The 15,804-nt window shown below is 63.9% G+C and carries 15 protein-coding genes; 5 read left to right on the top strand and 10 right to left on the bottom strand.

Annotated elements, in window-relative coordinates:
* Positions 1-63 precede the first annotated feature (63 nt).
* Positions 64-669: a biotin transporter BioY gene (locus ACN0S5_RS16770; protein ID WP_417209884.1), complete on the bottom strand. Its 606-nt coding sequence runs from the start codon at positions 667-669 to the stop codon at positions 64-66.
* A gap of 231 nt (positions 670-900) precedes the next feature.
* Between ACN0S5_RS16770 and ACN0S5_RS16765 the strand changes: the two genes are divergently transcribed.
* Entirely contained in the window at positions 901-1,341 is a 441-nt protein-coding gene (locus tag ACN0S5_RS16765) for a hypothetical protein (protein ID WP_417209883.1), read from the top strand.
* 9 nt (positions 1,342-1,350) lie between these two features.
* On the opposite strand, the gene ACN0S5_RS16760 is transcribed toward ACN0S5_RS16765, so the two are convergent.
* Positions 1,351-1,650: a hypothetical protein gene (locus tag ACN0S5_RS16760; RefSeq protein WP_417209882.1), complete on the bottom strand. Its 300-nt coding sequence runs from the start codon at positions 1,648-1,650 to the stop codon at positions 1,351-1,353.
* A 223-nt stretch (positions 1,651-1,873) separates the two neighbouring features.
* Here ACN0S5_RS16760 and ACN0S5_RS16755 point away from each other — a divergent pair, with 223 nt between their 5' ends.
* Positions 1,874-2,377, top strand: a complete 504-nt coding sequence (locus ACN0S5_RS16755; RefSeq protein ID WP_417209881.1) for a DUF6985 domain-containing protein — start codon at positions 1,874-1,876, stop codon at positions 2,375-2,377.
* Between the two features lie 188 nt (positions 2,378-2,565).
* Here ACN0S5_RS16755 and ACN0S5_RS16750 read toward each other — a convergent pair whose 3' ends face one another.
* The 4 genes from ACN0S5_RS16750 to ACN0S5_RS16735 form a co-directional block, all read right to left on the bottom strand.
* On the bottom strand, positions 2,566-3,999 hold the full coding sequence (locus tag ACN0S5_RS16750) for an NAD(P)(+) transhydrogenase (Re/Si-specific) subunit beta (RefSeq protein WP_417209880.1): 1,434 nt from the start codon (positions 3,997-3,999) through the stop codon (positions 2,566-2,568).
* A 13-nt stretch (positions 4,000-4,012) separates the two neighbouring features.
* On the bottom strand, positions 4,013-5,584 hold the full coding sequence (locus ACN0S5_RS16745) for a Re/Si-specific NAD(P)(+) transhydrogenase subunit alpha (RefSeq protein WP_417209879.1): 1,572 nt from the start codon (positions 5,582-5,584) through the stop codon (positions 4,013-4,015).
* A 352-nt stretch (positions 5,585-5,936) separates the two neighbouring features.
* Positions 5,937-6,386: a methyltransferase family protein gene (locus tag ACN0S5_RS16740; protein WP_417209908.1), complete on the bottom strand. Its 450-nt coding sequence runs from the start codon at positions 6,384-6,386 to the stop codon at positions 5,937-5,939.
* A gap of 90 nt (positions 6,387-6,476) precedes the next feature.
* Positions 6,477-7,427 (bottom strand): MBL fold metallo-hydrolase, encoded by a 951-nt coding sequence (locus ACN0S5_RS16735; protein WP_417209878.1) that lies wholly within the window; start codon positions 7,425-7,427, stop codon positions 6,477-6,479.
* Between the two features lie 122 nt (positions 7,428-7,549).
* Between ACN0S5_RS16735 and ACN0S5_RS16730 the strand changes: the two genes are divergently transcribed.
* Positions 7,550-8,299 carry an SDR family NAD(P)-dependent oxidoreductase gene (locus tag ACN0S5_RS16730; protein WP_417209877.1) on the top strand — a complete coding sequence of 250 codons (750 nt, stop codon included), beginning with the start codon at positions 7,550-7,552 and terminating at the stop codon, positions 8,297-8,299.
* 89 nt (positions 8,300-8,388) lie between these two features.
* Here ACN0S5_RS16730 and ACN0S5_RS16725 read toward each other — a convergent pair whose 3' ends face one another.
* Both ACN0S5_RS16725 and ACN0S5_RS16720 read right to left on the bottom strand, forming a co-directional pair.
* A complete protein-coding gene (locus tag ACN0S5_RS16725; RefSeq protein ID WP_417209876.1) occupies positions 8,389-8,715 on the bottom strand; it encodes a hypothetical protein in 327 nt (108 codons plus the stop codon).
* Between the two features lie 200 nt (positions 8,716-8,915).
* Positions 8,916-9,500 carry a TetR/AcrR family transcriptional regulator gene (locus tag ACN0S5_RS16720; RefSeq protein WP_417209875.1) on the bottom strand — a complete coding sequence of 195 codons (585 nt, stop codon included), beginning with the start codon at positions 9,498-9,500 and terminating at the stop codon, positions 8,916-8,918.
* A gap of 90 nt (positions 9,501-9,590) precedes the next feature.
* Between ACN0S5_RS16720 and ACN0S5_RS16715 the strand changes: the two genes are divergently transcribed.
* Together ACN0S5_RS16715 and ACN0S5_RS16710 are read left to right on the top strand one after the other, a co-directional pair.
* Complete coding sequence (locus tag ACN0S5_RS16715) at positions 9,591-10,046, top strand: (2Fe-2S)-binding protein (RefSeq protein ID WP_417209874.1); 456 nt, start codon at positions 9,591-9,593, stop codon at positions 10,044-10,046.
* 3 nt (positions 10,047-10,049) lie between these two features.
* Positions 10,050-12,287, top strand: a complete 2,238-nt coding sequence (locus tag ACN0S5_RS16710; RefSeq protein WP_417209873.1) for a molybdopterin cofactor-binding domain-containing protein — start codon at positions 10,050-10,052, stop codon at positions 12,285-12,287.
* A 308-nt stretch (positions 12,288-12,595) separates the two neighbouring features.
* On the opposite strand, the gene ACN0S5_RS16705 is transcribed toward ACN0S5_RS16710, so the two are convergent.
* Entirely contained in the window at positions 12,596-13,372 is a 777-nt protein-coding gene (locus ACN0S5_RS16705) for a gamma-glutamyl-gamma-aminobutyrate hydrolase family protein (protein ID WP_417209872.1), read from the bottom strand.
* 209 nt (positions 13,373-13,581) lie between these two features.
* On the bottom strand, positions 13,582-15,732 hold the full coding sequence (locus tag ACN0S5_RS16700; protein WP_417209871.1) for a malate synthase G: 2,151 nt from the start codon (positions 15,730-15,732) through the stop codon (positions 13,582-13,584).
* Positions 15,733-15,804: the final 72 nt, after the last annotated feature.

Genomic DNA, 15,804 nt, shown 5'->3' with positions numbered 1-15,804 from the left:
CTTTTGTATTGCGTCGTCTTGGCCCACCGTCGGTAGGCCGGGCGTTCTGCCCGGCACCACAGGTCAGCCGCGCGCGCGGCCCACCAGTTTCCATGCCAGCGGCAGGACCACGGCGGCCAGCGCCAGCTTGATGCCGTCGCCCAGCAGGAAGGGCGTCAGGCCCCATTGCAGGATCGGCTTGTCCCAGCCGTAGAGCATGCCCAGCCAGATCAGGCCCGGCACATAGATCAGCACGTTGCCCAGCAGCATCGCGCCCGCCATCTTGGGCGCGGAGCGATCCCAGCCCGCGCGCGCCAGCACACCCAGCGCCAGCACCGCCAGCACGTAGCCGACCAGATAGCCGCCGGTGCCGCCCATCATGTATTCGAGACCGTTCAGATCGGCGGTCGAGTTCTGGAACACGTCATAGCCCAGCAGCCCGACGATCATGTAGCCCAGGATCGTCGCCAGCCCCAGCCTGGGGCCGTAGGCGGCGCCAATGGTCAGCACCGCGAAGGTGCCCATGCTGATCATCACCGGCGTTCCGGGCACCGGCGCCTTGATCTTGGCGGCCACGGCGAGGGCGAGAATGCCCAGCACAACCAGCGCCACCTGTTTCAGGCGCAGGGCTGCGCCCTCATTGGCGCCAAACGTCTCAACCAGCACATTGCGGTTCAAAGTGAGGTTCATGGGGTCCCCCTTTCTCATTTCTTGCGTCCAGAGGGTTGTGCCCCAAGGTCAGTTGCATCGCAAGAGCCCAAGCTGATCGCACCGCATCAAATTTGCAAAGCCGAAGTTTGCACCTGAAAATCCGCTGCGGATGAGGCGGACCGGCGGTTTTTCCCCGCAGTTGGTCGCCACTTCCAGTGGACCGGTCAACGAATTTTGCCCTATTTGTCCCCCAGAACCGACGAGGGGGACGTGTTTGTGCGAGTTGACGTGGGTCTAATCTCGGATGGCGAGCTGGCTTTTCTCCGCTTCCGCGGTGCGCAATCCGTTCGCGGGACGCTGGAGGCGCTGGCGATGATGCGCGCCCTGCCCGGCTATTGCCCCGGATTGCCGGAACTGGTCGATCTGTCGGGCATCACGGAAACCAATCTGGATTTCCACGGCATGCGCCGGATCTCACATGAGGCCGGCTCACGAGGGATCAGTGCAACCCGGATAAAGATGATCGCGGTCTATGCGCCGCAGGACACCCTGTATGGCATGGCCCGCATGTTCGCCACGCTGACCGACCTGCATCAGGGCAACGTGCGCGCCGCGGCGTTCCGCAGCGAGATCGACTCGCTGGCGTGGCTGGGCCGAAGCGAAACCCGCTTCATCGACATTCCGGGACATGCCGTCGTCGGACAGGACTGAGGCGCCGCCTTACAGCGGGCCAAGCCGTCCCAGCAATCCGGGCATCTGGCGCAATACGTCCAGCGCCATGTCGGCACTGCGCAGGCTGATGGCGGCCAAGGGATGATCCCAGTCCTGTTCATGCACCGCGTAGATGCGGTATTCGCCCGCCGCGTCGTTTGCGTGATAGCCGAATTCGACAACGATCCCGCGCTTGACGAATTGTGCCAGATCCTCGGCCAGCGCGGCGGTCTCTATGGGTTCCAGCGGTTTGACGACCTGCCAGCCTGCGCCACGGAACACGGAATTGATCTGAAGCGCCAGTTGCATGGTATCCCCTCTTGTTGACCCAAACTAGAAAGGGCGCGGCCAATGAGCGAGACCCTGATTGCCTTGGCAGGAGAGCTCCGGCGAAAACCCGCCGCAGGCGCGGTCAACACCTGAGCAAAGGATGCTGCGGCCCCCATGTGGCGGAGCCTGCAAATCTTGCCTATCCCGCCATCCGCGACCGGACTAGTTGTGAACCGATCAGATCGTTCAAACGGGACGCAAAATGGAATTTACCTTCAACCGGTTTTTTTGGCAGTCAAAGATCAACCTGCCCGCATGGTCGGAGTTCACCAAAGCCACCGCGACTGTTCTGACATTTGCGCCCGAGGGTAGAGACGATGCCCCATTGAGCGCGGAGGAGCTGGCCCTCGTGCAATGGGTGTCGGGCCATTACGCCATGCAGAAGCCCACCATTCTGGCGGCCGTCCTTGAGGCATATCCCGAAGTCCGGCGTCATTACTTTGAAGACTATGACCTCGAGGAGAACGAGGAAGATTTGCCCAGTATACCAACGGCGGAGGGTCTGGCGCAGGTTATCATGCTCACAGACGTGTTTGTGCCCCAGATTTCGAAGGATGGTGTGCCCTACGTCGGATACCAATTCTCATGTGAGTGGGACAAGGAACACGGCCTTGGTATCTTGATGCATGGCAGTCGCATTGTCGAGATTGGCGGCGCTGACACGGCGTTCACGCTTTGGATCGCGAAGAACGATCTGGACACGTGATGCCGGCCTCAGACAAGCGCCATTCTTTCCAGTGGTTCCCTTGCTGGCCGTCGGTGCTGCGGAGCCGATGGATGGGCTGGCCCTCCCCGTGACGCCCTGCCCGCGGGACCAATGCGCCCCTTCAGCCCAATAAAAAGGGCCCCGCGAAAACGCGGGGCCCCGATAGTGCGGGCATAGCCCGGTCTGATTTACGAGATGCGGTTGAGCAACTCGCCCAGCGAGGCCTTGGCGTCGCCGTAGAACATCCGCGTGTTGTCCTTGTAGAACAGCGGGTTCTCGATGCCGGAATAGCCGGTGCCCTGCCCGCGTTTGGAGACAAACACCTGCTTGGCCTTCCAGCATTCCAGAACCGGCATCCCGGCGATGGGGCTGTTCGGGTCTTCCTGTGCCGCCGGGTTCACGATGTCGTTGGAGCCGATGACGATGGCCACATCGGTATCCGGGAAGTCCTCATTGATCTCGTCCATTTCCAGAACGATGTCATAAGGCACCTTTGCCTCGGCCAGCAGCACGTTCATGTGCCCCGGCAGACGCCCCGCGACGGGGTGGATGGCGAAACGCACCTCTTTGCCCTTGGCCCGCAGGCGGCGGGTCAGTTCGGCGACGTTCTGCTGCGCCTGTGCGACGGCCATTCCGTAGCCCGGAATGATGATGACGCTGTCGGCCTCATCCAGCGCCTGTGCCACGCCGTCGGCGTCGATGGCGATCTGCTCACCCTCGACCGCCATCTGTTCCCCCGCAGGGCCGCCAAAGCCGCCCAGGATCACGCTGATGAAGGACCGGTTCATGGCCTTGCACATGATGTAGGACAGGATGGCACCGGAGGAGCCGACCAGCGCGCCGACCACGATCAGCAGATCGTTGCCAAGGCTGAAGCCAATCGCCGCCGCCGCCCAGCCCGAGTAGCTGTTGAGCATCGAGACAACCACCGGCATGTCGGCGCCGCCGATGCCCATGATCAGGTGATAGCCGATGAACAGCGCCGCCACGGTCATCAGGAACAGCGGGAAGAAGCCGCCGGTGCCCATGTACCAGAACAGGCACAGCACCGAGATCGCCGCCGCCCCTGCGTTCAGCATGTGACCGCCGGGCAGTTTTTCCGCCTTCGAGGTCAGCTTGCCCGCCAGTTTGCCAAAGGCCACGACCGACCCGGTAAAGGTCACCGCACCGATGAAGATGCCAAGGAACAGCTCAACCCGCAGGATGCTTTGCTCGACGCCGTCTTTCTTGGCGATCAGGGCGGCGAACCCTTCAAGCGATTTGCGCGCGGTCTCGTCCATGGCCATGACGCGGCCCAGTTCGATATGCGCGTTGAGGCCGACAAAGACCGCCGCCAGACCAACCAGCGAGTGCATCGCCGCCACAAGTTGCGGCATCTCTGTCATCTCGACCTTGTTGGCGACATACCAGCCGATGCTGCCGCCCGCCGCGATCAGGATGATCGACAGCAGCCAGAGGCCAGAGCCCGGCCCGATCAGCGTGGCAAAGACCGCAAGGCCCATGCCGACAATGCCGTACCAGACCGCGCGTTTTGCGCTTTCCTGGCCCGAAAGTCCCCCCAGCGACAGGATGAAGAGGACAGCTGCGACCACATAGGCCGCGGTGGTGAATCCGAAATCCATGATCCCCTACCCCTTAAGATTTCTGGAACATGGCAAGCATGCGCCGCGTGACGAGGAACCCGCCAAAGATGTTGATGCCCGCCATGAAGACAGACAGGGCCGCCAGCAGGATCACAAGGAAGCTCCCCGATCCGATCTGCATGAGCGCGCCAAGGATGATGATCGACGAGATGGCGTTGGTGATGGCCATCAGCGGCGTGTGCAGCGAGTGCGACACGTTCCAGATCACCTGGAAGCCGATGAAGACCGACAGCACAAAGACAATGAAGTGCTGCATGAAGCTGGCCGGGGCGACCAGACCGACCGCCAGCAGCAGACCGCCACCGATGGCCAGCAGGGTCACTTGCTGCTTGGTCTGCGCCTTGAAGGCGGCGACCTCATTGGCGCGCTTTTCCGCGGCGGTCAGTTCCTTGACCTTTTCCTTGGGCTTGGCCGCGATGGCCTGCACCTTGGGCGGCGGCGGCGGGAAGGTGATCTCACCCTGATGGGTGACGGTCGCGCCGCGGATCACGTCGTCTTCCATGTTGTGATTGATCTTGCCGTCCTTGTCGGGCGTCAGATCGGTCAGCATGTGACGGATGTTGGTGGCGTAAAGCGTCGAGGACTGCGTTGCCATCCGGCTGGGGAAGTCGGTGTAGCCGATGATGGTCACACCGTTGTCGGTGACGACCTTCTCGTCCATCACGGTGCCTTCGACGTTGCCGCCCTTTTCGGCGGCGAGGTCGATGATGACCGAGCCCGGCTTCATCGCCTTGACCATGTCCTCCAGCCACAGCTTGGGGGCCGGACGGTTGGGGATCAGGGCGGTGGTGATGACGATGTCGATGTCGGGGGCCAGTTCGCGGAACTTCTTGAGCTGCGCTTCGCGGAACTCGGGGCTGGAGACGGCGGCATAACCGCCGGTGGCCGCGCCGTCCTGCTGTTGCTCCTCGAAATCGAGGTAGACAAACTCCGCGCCCATGGATTCGACCTGTTCGGCCACTTCGGGGCGCACGTCAAAGGCATAGGTGATCGCGCCGAGGCTGGTCGAGGTGCCGATGGCAGCCAGACCCGCCACACCGGCGCCAACGACCAGAACCTTGGCCGGGGGCACCTTGCCCGCCGCCGTGATCTGGCCGGTGAAGAAGCGGCCAAAGTTGTTGCCCGCCTCGATGACCGCGCGGTACCCGGCGATGTTGGCCATCGACGACAGCGCGTCCATCTTTTGCGCGCGGGAAATCCGCGGCACCATTTCCATGGCGAGGACGGATGCGCCCTTGTCCTTGGCCTTGTTCAGGCCCTCTTCGTTCCCGCCGGGGTTGAAGAAGGTGATCAGCGTCTTGTCCGCCGTCAGGTAATCCAGCTCTGCCAGTGTGGGAATGCGCACCTTGGCGATGATGTCGGCCCCGGCCCACAGTGCATCCGCACCATCGACCACGTCGACACCGGCGTCCCGGTAAGACTCATCCGAAAAGCCTGCTTTTGCCCCGGCCCCGGATTCGATCATGCAGTCATAACCCAGCTTTTGAAGCTGGCGAGCCGAATCCGGGGTCATCGCAACGCGATTCTCTCCGGATTCAACCTCTCTTGGCGTCCCTATCTTCACGATAATCCCCTTTGTTCTCAGGTACTCCTACGCCCCTGATGAGGCGTTAATTCGCATTTCACCACGGTTACGCGGCCCTGCAGCGACAAGCAGCGTGGGTTGTAAAACATACCCTAGCAAAAAGTTAAACCCGCGCATCTATTCTTGCGCTCATTGAGTGCTGACTGAAACAATGTTGCGCACAAATTTCAATCCCGGTCCACCGGCTTGCCCAGTTTCTCTTTTTTCTCAGGCAGTTGAAAGCGGTTTTGGCAGCAAACCTGACGTTTTCACGGCGGCGGCGCACCCGAAATTCGCGGTCGCATGCGACGACACGTCCCTTTTTTCCGGGAAAAGCGGCGATCCGACGCGCTCAGACCCAGCGCCGCACGTCTTTTTCGTAGCGGGCAAACGCCGCGCGGAATTTGCGGCGCAGGCGGTCCTCCTCCGGTACGATAAAGCGTCTTTCGATCACCCAGACAAAGATCGGCACCAAGGGCAGCGCCAGCACCGCGCCCCAGTAGAGGATCATCCCCGCAAGGATCATCGAATCGCCCAGATAGATCGGGTTGCGCGAGCGTTGGAAAATACCGCTGGTCACCAGCCGGTCGGCGGTCCGGTGCGGGATCAACGTGGTTTGGTGCCGCCGCATTTCAGCGACCGCCAACGCCATCAGGATCAATCCGCCGCCCACCAGCAGCCCGCCCAGCAGGTCGGCCCAGACCGGCCCAAAGCCGAGGCCAAAGGCAAGGTACGTCTTTTGCAGCCACGCCAGCAGCAGCGCGCCCAGCAGCCAGACCGGCGGCATGTCGACCCATTTCAGCACAGTGGCCTCCTTGTTTGCGGCGCGTGTACGCCATGGCGCGCCGCCTTCTGAGCCGACGAAAGGCCGCAGCGCGCCGGTCGGCGCGCGCTACTCCCACTCCATCTCTTCGTAGACACGCCCGGCGTTCTTGGTCGCCAGTTCCTCGAACGTGTCCAGATGCGCCCATGCGGCCTGATCCACGTAATACGCCCCGGCCAGATCGCCGCCATCGTCGATGTGCTGCCCGATCTTGGCGCGCAGATCCTTGAGGTAGTCCGAGGTATAGCGCGTCACCTGCGCCATGTTGGTCGGGTGGCCATGGCCGGGGATCACATAGGTTGCGCCCAGCGCGGTGAACGGGCCGTCAAACGTCTCGATCCAGCAACTGGTGCAGGTGTCGGCAAAGATCGGCGGCATCCGCTCATGGAACGCGATGTCGCCCGCGATCACGATGCCCCACTGGGGAATCCAGACCTGCGTGTCGCCCGGCCCATGCGCGGACCCAAGGTGCAGCACCTCCAGCGTCACATCGCCCATTTCAACGCTGTAGCTGTCCGAGAACGACAGGTTCGGCAGGGCGATCCGGGTGCCCTCTGCCTTGTCCTGATTGTAGCGCATCATCCCTTGCAGGATGAAATCGCCGTTTTCCTCGACCGCTGCGATGGCGTCCTCATGGGCAAGGATATCGACCCCCAGATCGGCCCAGTAGGAATTGCCAAGCATGGCGTGCCCCTGCCCGTTCTCATTGATCACCAGTTTGACCGGCTGATCCGTGATCGCCTTGATCTCATCATGCAGGGCGGCGGCCAGCCGCGCCGAGGCACCGCCGTTGATCACCACCACCCCGTCGCCGGTGAGGACAAAGGACAGGTTGTTGTTATGGCCCGAATTTTCATAGGTCGGCGGGGCTGTGGCCCCGATGGCGGAAAACACATGCGGAATAACCTCGACAGGTTTGTCGTAGAGTTCGGACTGCGGGTATTTGTCGGCGATATCCTCGCTGGCGTTTGCGGCAACGGCGCAGAGGGCCAGAACAGAGGTCAGGGCAATACGTTTCATGAGATCCTCCCGGTAATCACCATCATATTCACATGCGTGAATAGCATTGCCAAGCGATCCGTCGCGGACCTCTTGTCACAGGACCCTGCCGCTGTAGGCTGCGGACAAAACGGGAGGGTTTCATGCTGGACGGAAAACACGCGCTGGTCACTGGCGGCGGCAGCGGCATCGGGTTGGCCATCGCGCGGGCGCTGGCGGCCGAGGGCGCGCAGGTGACAATCACCGGTCGCCGGGTCGACAGGCTGGAGGCGGCGCGCGGCGACCACATCTTTCCGCTGGCGATGGACGTGATGGATGAAACATCGGTTGTGCACGGCATCGCCGCAGCGGTCGAGGACCGTGGGCCGATCCAGATTTGCGTGCCCAACGCCGGGATCGCCGAGGGGCGGTCGATCCTCAAGACCGACATGGCCTTTTGGCGCACGATGATGGCGACGAACGTCGATGGGGCCTTTCTGACCATCCGCGAATGCCTGAAATCTATGTCCGACACCGATTGGGGCCGGGTGATCGCGGTGTCCTCGATTGCCGGTCTGCGGGGCCTGAAGGGTGCGCCGACCTATACCGCGTCGAAACACGCTCTGCTGGGGCTGATCCGGGCATTGGCGGCGGATTATGCCAAGAAACCCTATACCTTCAACGCGCTCTGCCCCGCCTATGTGGACACCGACATCGTTGACATGAATGTCACCTCGATCATGCAGCGCACCGGCTGGACCGAGTCCGAGGCCCGCGCCACCATGGTCAACGTCAACCCCCACGGGCGGCTGATCGCCCCCGAAGAAGTCGCGCAGGCGGCGGTCTGGTTGTGCCATGAGGCATCGGGCAGCGTGAACGGTCAGGCAATCCAGATCGCGGGCGGCGAGGTCTAGGCCGGGGCGCATAGCGGTTTTGGGCGCTGCCTGTCGATTGGTTCAGACTTTCGGCGCGGCGGCAATCGCCCCCGCACCACTCGCCGGTGTCAGGGGCAGAGCACAAAGCCGGAATTGTCGGTGATACAGGCCCCCCGGTTGATGCAGACGTCGCGGCAACCTTCCAGCTTGGCGCTGCATTCTTCGTAGACGACCTCATCGTCGGCCACCGCCTGTGCCGCCAGCCCGGTGGCCACGCAACTGTCATAGGCGGCCATGCAGGAGGTGTCGCATTGCGACGCCCCGGCGGCAAGGATCACCCGCAGGCTGTCGACGGACATGGCCGCCGGGGCGATCCGCGACTCCGCATGGGCCTGCGTGATCGACAGGGTGGCACATGCAGCGGCGGCGATCCGTATGAAAAGAGCTGTTTTCACGTCAATATCCTATACAGGTTGCGCGTCAGACCCTGCCTGTACCGATGACACCGGCGTGACGCCTGAAACCGGGTCTGCGCCAGCCCCGCCGTTGCGGCGGGGGCCGCTGACCCATGGGATACTTGCGACCCATGGGACACAGTGCGCCAGCACAGGGCGGTTTGCATAGGGTTTTGTCGGCTGCGGCCACGCCCGGACGCTTATCGCGGCGGGTGCAGCCCCCGCCCCAGCACCTGCGCCAGCCGGTCGCGGTCTGCCGCAAACCGCGCATAGGGCGGGCGTTTGATGCCATCGAGCGCGCGCAACAGCAGCGCCGCCATCTCTTCGGCTGTGCCGTCCAGCGCGACCCGGCCCTGTGCGGCCTCATGCGTCAGCCAGTCGGCAAAGACAGCGGTCATGCGCGCCATGCCCGCCTCGACCGCGTCGCGCGCATGGCTGTCCTTGAGGTCCAGCAGTTCCGCGCCGTGCGGGCTTTCCAGCATCTCGCGGATCATCGGCCCGGTCTTGGCCGCAAAGGCGCGCGCCAGTTGCGCCTCGACCGGTCCCGCGCCCGCCAGAGCGACGGCCACCTCATCCGCCGCGCGCTCAAAATAGACCTCGACCATGCGGCGGGCGATGTCTTCCTTGTTGCGGAAATGCTGGTACAGCGCCGGGCGCGACATGCCCGCCGCCCGCGCTATGTCCTCCATCGAGGTGCGGCGATAGCCATATTGGCACATGACCGCCATGGCGGCGGCCAATATCGCCTCTTGCTTGACGAGCTCGATGTCAGGTGCATCCATCATGGGACCAGTCCTGACAAAACTTCGCAATTCTGTCAATTGACACTCTGACATTTTCAGGTATTTCTGTCAGAAACCAGCCAGGAGGACGACATGGCTACCACGCTCACCGTCAACGGCGCCGCCCAAGAGGTGGACCTGCCCGAAGACGTCCCGCTGCTCTGGGCCTTGCGGGATGCGCTCAACCTGACCGGGACCAAGTTCGGCTGCGGCGTTGCCGCCTGCGGGGCCTGCACCGTGCATATCGACGGCGAGGCGGTGCGCTCTTGTCAGGTTCCCATCGGCGACGTCTGGGGCGAGGTGACCACCATCGAAGGGCTGGGCACACCCGACGCGCTGCACCGGCTGCAACAGGCCTGGGTCGACCATCAGGTCGCGCAATGCGGATACTGTCAGTCCGGCCAGATCATGCAGGCCGCTGCGCTGCTGGCCGAAACACCCAACCCCACCGATGACGACATCGACGCCGCGATGCAGGGCAATCTGTGCCGCTGCGGCACCTATCCGCGCATCCGCGCCGCCATCAAATCCGCCGCGCAAGGAGCCTGAGCCATGGCAAGCATCGGCAAGATCGCCCGCCGCACATTCCTGATCGGGGCCGTGGCCGTCGCTGGCGGCGCCGCCTTTGGCGCGTGGTATGTCAGTCGCCCCGCCCCGAACCCGCTGAAGCCCGGTGAGGGTGAGGCCAGCCTGAACCCCTTTGTGCTGATCGACGGCGAGGGTGTCACCCTGATCGCGCCCCGCGCCGAGATGGGACAGGGCACCATGACCACATGGGCCGCGCTGATCGCCGAGGAAATGGATCTGGCGTGGGAGGACGTGCGCGTCATCCACGGACCACCCGCACAGGCCTATTACAACAGTGCCCTGATGGGCGAAGGCATGAGTCACAAGGGCTATGACGCCTCATCGTTCCAGCATTCTCTGGGCGAGATGCTGGGCGTCATGGGCAAGGTCTTTTCCATGCAGGTCACCGGCGGGTCCACCGCCATGAAAGACGGCTATGAGCGGATGCGCGTCACCGGCGCGGCGGCACGCGAGATGCTCAAGACAGCCGCCGCCAAGCGTCTGAACGTCGGGCTGGACGCATTGCGCACCGAAAACGGCGCGGTGATCGCCCCGGACGGCACATCCATCCCCTATACAGAGCTTGCCGTCGAGGCGGCGGAGGTTGAACCACCCAAGGTCGAGCTGCGCGAGCGGTCAGACTGGAAGCTGCTGGGCACCTCGCTGCCCCGCAAGGACGTTCTGGGCAAATCCACCGGCACCGCCACCTTTGGCATCGACACCCGCCTGCCCGATATGCGCTATGCGGCCGTGCGCATGTCGCCCACGCGGGGCGGCATGAAAAGCTTTGACGCGTTTGAGGCCAGCCGCATGGCGGGCGTCGAAAAGGTGGTCGATCTGGGTGACGGGCTGGCGGTGATCGCCACCAACACGTGGCTTGCCCAGCAGGCGGTGGATGCCATCCCGGTCGAATGGAACCCGGCCCCCTACCCCGAGACCACCGAAGAGATGTTCCGCGCCATCGAGGCGGGGTTTGACGCAGAGCCGGATTCCACCCTGCGCGACGACGGCAACCCGGACAAGCTGCCCGACGGCGCAGAGCGCATCAAGGCAGAGTATCGCGTGCCCTTCCTCGCCCATGCCACGATGGAGCCAATGAACGCCACCGCGTGGTTCGACGGCAATCACCTGCGGCTCTGGTGCGGCAATCAGGGGCCGACCTTTTTGCGCGACGCCTGCGCCGCAGAGGCCGGGATCGCCCCCGAAGAGGTCGAGGTCAATGTCACGCTGATGGGCGGCGGCTTTGGCCGGCGGGGTGAGTTCGACTATGCGGTGATCGCGACCCGCGTGGCCAAATCGGTGCCCGGCACGCCGGTCAATGTCACATGGTCGCGCGAAGAGGACATGACTCACGACTTTTACCGCCCCGCAGCCATCGCCCGCATCACCGGCGCGGTCGCGGGCGGCAAGGCGGTGGCCTTTGACGCGCGCGTATCCTCTCCAGCGATTGGCGAACAGGCGCTGAACCGCTGGGTCGGCTTTGCGCCCGGCGGCCCGGCCAAAGAGATCGTCGATGCGATCTTTAACCAGCCCTACGGCATCCCCAACTACCGCGTGACCGGCCACAAGGCCGCGATCACCCCGCCGCTGGGGTTCTGGCGCTCTGTCGGGGCCAGCTTTAACGGGTTTTTCCATGAAAGCTTCATGGATGAACTGGCGCATGCGGCGGGGGCCGATCCGCTGCAATTCCGTCTGGATCTGACCCGTGACGAATGGCTGCCCGCCTACTATGTGCTGGAGGCGGTGCGCGACATGTCCGGATGGACCGGCCAGACAGAGGATGGCGTCGGACGCGGGATCGCCATGGTTTACAGCTTTGGCACCCCGACCGCGATCGTGATCGAGGTGCGTGACGTGGACGGCATGATCCGCCTCACCAACGCATGGATCGCCGCCGATCCGGGCGTGGCGCTGGACCCGGCCAACATCGAGGCGCAACTGACCGGCGGCATGGCCTACGGGCTGTCCTCGGCCATCGGCGAAGAGATCACCTTTGCCGGGGGCGTGGTCGAACAAAAGAACTTCCCCGATTACGATCCGCTGCGGATGCCGCAAATGCCCGCCGTCGAGGTGAAGATTCTTGAGAACCAAAAGCGCCTGAACGGCATTGGTGAGGTCGCCACCCCGCCCGCTGCTCCGGCGCTGGCGAACGCGATCTTTGACCTGACGGGACAGCGCGTGCGCGACCTGCCCCTGAACAAGGCGTTCGACTTTTACCTGTGACGAGGCTGCGCCCGGTTTGACCGGGCGCAGACCCACGGTCCGACAAGACTCCGCCCGCCACCGTTTGTAAATCGTGAACGCCGCCGATTGTGCGGTAATGTCCTTGTGCCGACGGCGGACTTATCCGAACGTATAGGCATCCCTTCCAGGTCTGTTCCTGGGCACGCCGTAAATCGTTAACGATCATTGGCCCCTGCTTTCCCGGCAGGGGCCGCTTTTATCGCCCGTCAGCCTGAAGGGCCGGGTCGGTGCGCTGGCGCGCGCCGATCCTCAGCGGGAAGACGATTTCGGCGGCGGTAAGCCTCGGGTCAGCTGGCGGCGCGCAGGCCCTCGGGGCCCTTCGCGGCCCATGCATGCACGGCCTGCCCAAAGGCGGCGAACAGCGGGCGCGACACCGGATCATTGGCGGCGTTCCATTCCGGATGCCACTGCACAGCCAGCGTGAACCCCGGCGCATCCCTCACATGCAGCGCCTCGGGCGTGCCGTCAGGCGCGTGACCTTCGATCTCGATCCGCGCCCCCGGCGTCTTGATGCCCTGCCCATGCAGCGTATTGGTCAACACCTCTGTCGCGCCGAACAGCCGGTGAAAGACGCCGCCTTCGGTCAAAGTCACCTTGTGACGCAGGGCAAATTTCTCTTCCAGCGTGCCATCGGGGGGCATCCGGTGGTTCATCCGGCCCGGCAGATCGCGGATTTCGGGGTAGAGCGTGCCGCCCATGGCGACGTTGACCTCCTGAAACCCGCGACAGATGCCAAGGAACGGCTGACCACGCGCCACGCAGGCGCGCACCAGCGGCAGGGTGATGGCGTCGCGATTGCGGTCGGGCTGACCGTGCGCCTCTGTCCATTCCTCGCCGTATTCCTCGGGGTGGACGTTGGGGCGACCGCCGGTCAGGACAAAGCCATCGCAGGCCTCAAGCAGTTCCTCGACCGTGACCAGACGCGGGTCCGACGGGATCACCATCGGCAGGCAGCCGGAAACGTCCGAGACCGCCTCGGAGTTCATCGTGCCGCCCGCGTGGGTCGGGTACTGATCGTTGATCATGTACTGGTTGCCGATGATGCCGACAATGGGGCGCGCCATGAATCCTGCTCCTCTTGGACACAAGATATGTAGACCACATGGCCCCGCGCGAAAAGTGTCCGCCCGCACAGAGCGCCCTGCGGCGGGACACAGAACACGCGCCCTGCATGTTTAGCGGGCAGGTCTCCCCACACGAAACAAGGCCCTTCAAAGGGCCTTGCCAACGCTTTTTCAAAAGCGTTTTGCCGCAGGACGCGGATGTTGCGCGCTCAGCCCGCCGCCTTCAGTTCCAGACGACGCTTGTGCAGCACCGGTTCGGTGTAGCCCGACGGTTGCACACGGCCCTCAAGGACCAGTTCGCAGGCCGCCTGAAACGCCACGCCGTCAAAGCCCGGCGCCATCGGCCGATAGGTCGGATCGCCCGCGTTCTGACGGTCCACCACCTCGGCCATGCGTTTCATGATGTCCATGACCTCATCGCGGCTGACCACCCCGTGGTGCAGCCAGTTGGCGATGTGCTGGCTGGAAATCCGGCAGGTCGCCCGATCCTCCATCAACCCGACATCGTTGATATCGGGCACCTTGGAACAGCCGACCCCGGAGTCGATCCAGCGCACCACGTAGCCAAGGATACCCTGCGCGTTGTTCTCGACCTCCCGCGTGACCTGTTCGGGACGCCACTTGCGGAAGGTGGCCAGCGGAATCTCCAGCACCGCGTCCACATGCGCGCGCCGCCCGCCCGCCCGCAGCCGCTTTTGCACGGCGAAGACATCGACCTTGTGATAGTGCAGCGCGTGCAGCGTGGCCGCCGTGGGTGACGGCACCCATGCGCAGTTCGCGCCCGCTTTGGGGTGTTCGATCTTGGCCTCCAGCATGGCGGCCATCTGGTCGGGCATGGCCCACATGCCCTTGCCGATCTGCGCGCGGCCCGACAGGCCGCATTCCAGACCGATATCCACGTTGCGCGCCTCATAAGCGCCGATCCAGCCCTTGCGCTTGATGAAATCCTTGCGGGAAAATGGCCCCGCCTCCATCGAGGTGTGGATTTCATCGCCGGTCCGGTCGAGGAACCCGGTGTTGATAAAGGCGACGCGGTGTTTGGCGGCGCGGATGCATTCCTTGAGGTTCACAGAGGTGCGGCGTTCCTCGTCCATGATGCCCAGCTTGACGGTGTATTGCGGCAGGTCCAGCGCCTGCTCGACAAAGGTGAACACCTCATCGGCAAAGGCGACCTCATCCGGGCCGTGCATCTTGGGTTTGACCACGTAGACCGACCCGTGATGCGAATTGCGCAGGCCGCCTTCGGTGCGTTGCAGGTCATGCCGGGCGATCAACACGGTGATCATGGCGTCCATCAGCCCCTCGAAGATCTCCGAGCCGTCGCGCAGCAGGATCGCCGGGTTGGTCATCAGGTGGCCGACATTGCGCACCAGCATCAGCGCGCGCCCCTTGACGGTGAAGGGCGCAGCGTCCGGGCCAAGGAATTCGGGGTCCGGCGTCAAACGCCGGGTCAGGGTTTCGCCGCCCTTCTCAAAGGTCTCGGACAGGTCGCCTTTCATCAGGCCCAGCCAGTTGGTATAGGCCAGCGTCTTGTCCTCGCCATCGACGCAGGCCACCGAATCCTCGCAGTCCATGATCGCCGAGACCGCCGATTCCAGCCGCACATCCGCCAGCCCCGCCTGATCGCGCGCGCCGATGTAATGGGTGCGGTCAAAGACCAGTTCCACATGCAGCCCGTTGTTGCACAGCAGGATGGCCTCGGGGGCCTTGGGGTGGCCGCGATAACCGCGAAACTTGGATGGATCGGCCAGCGGCTGGTCGTCCACCAGCAGCGCGCCCCCCTGAACGTGATAGCGCCGTGCGTCGGCATGGCTGACGCCCTCGACCGGAAAGGCCTCATCCAGAAACACCCGCGCGCGGGCGATGACCCGCGCACCGCGCCCCTTGTCATAACCCCCCTTGGGCGGGGCCGATCCCAGGGCATCCGTGCCGTACAGCCCGTCATACAGGCTGCCCCAGCGGGCATTGGCGGCGTTCAGAGCGTAGCGGGCATTGGTGATCGGCACCACCAGCTGCGGGCCGGGAACCGAGGCGAACTCCGGGTCGGTATTGGCGGTGTCGATCTCGAAATCCGCGCCTTCGGGGCGCAGGTATCCGATCTCTGTCAGGAAGGCCTTGTAGGCCTCATGGTCGTGCGGCTGGTTGGCGCGGGCCTTGTGCCAGTCGTCGATCTGCTTTTGCAGCGTCTCGCGGGTGTCCAGCAGCGCGCGGTTGCGCGGGCCGAAATCATGCGCCAGCTCTGACAGCTTGTCCCAAAAGGCCTCTGCCCCGATGCCGGTGCCCGGCAAGGCCTGCTTTTCGATGAACGTGGCCAGACGTCCGTCAACGTCCAGACCAGCGCGCGCTACACGGTCGACCATGGTATACCTCTTCTCATGCCTTGACGCGGACCGTAGCATCCTGTTTCCGATAGGCAACAAGCCCCGTGGCAT

This window comes from Antarctobacter sp., assembly GCF_048262615.1.
Taxonomy (GTDB): domain Bacteria; phylum Pseudomonadota; class Alphaproteobacteria; order Rhodobacterales; family Rhodobacteraceae; genus Antarctobacter.
This window is presented reverse-complemented; position numbering and strand designations above follow the sequence as displayed.

What these genes read in the sequence shown, in the direction of transcription:
- ACN0S5_RS16770 (WP_417209884.1), bottom strand. Translation starts at nt 669, where the DNA reads ATGAACCTCACTTTGAACCGCAATGTGCTGGTTGAGACGTTTGGCGCC.
- ACN0S5_RS16760 (WP_417209882.1), bottom strand. Translation starts at nt 1,650, where the DNA reads ATGCAACTGGCGCTTCAGATCAATTCCGTGTTCCGTGGCGCAGGCTGG.
- ACN0S5_RS16755 (WP_417209881.1), top strand. Translation starts at nt 1,874, where the DNA reads ATGGAATTTACCTTCAACCGGTTTTTTTGGCAGTCAAAGATCAACCTG.
- ACN0S5_RS16750 (WP_417209880.1), bottom strand. Translation starts at nt 3,999, where the DNA reads ATGGATTTCGGATTCACCACCGCGGCCTATGTGGTCGCAGCTGTCCTC.
- ACN0S5_RS16735 (WP_417209878.1), bottom strand. Translation starts at nt 7,427, where the DNA reads ATGAAACGTATTGCCCTGACCTCTGTTCTGGCCCTCTGCGCCGTTGCC.
- ACN0S5_RS16730 (WP_417209877.1), top strand. Translation starts at nt 7,550, where the DNA reads ATGCTGGACGGAAAACACGCGCTGGTCACTGGCGGCGGCAGCGGCATC.
- ACN0S5_RS16720 (WP_417209875.1), bottom strand. Translation starts at nt 9,500, where the DNA reads ATGATGGATGCACCTGACATCGAGCTCGTCAAGCAAGAGGCGATATTG.
- ACN0S5_RS16715 (WP_417209874.1), top strand. Translation starts at nt 9,591, where the DNA reads ATGGCTACCACGCTCACCGTCAACGGCGCCGCCCAAGAGGTGGACCTG.
- ACN0S5_RS16710 (WP_417209873.1), top strand. Translation starts at nt 10,050, where the DNA reads ATGGCAAGCATCGGCAAGATCGCCCGCCGCACATTCCTGATCGGGGCC.
- ACN0S5_RS16705 (WP_417209872.1), bottom strand. Translation starts at nt 13,372, where the DNA reads ATGGCGCGCCCCATTGTCGGCATCATCGGCAACCAGTACATGATCAAC.
- ACN0S5_RS16700 (WP_417209871.1), bottom strand. Translation starts at nt 15,732, where the DNA reads ATGGTCGACCGTGTAGCGCGCGCTGGTCTGGACGTTGACGGACGTCTG.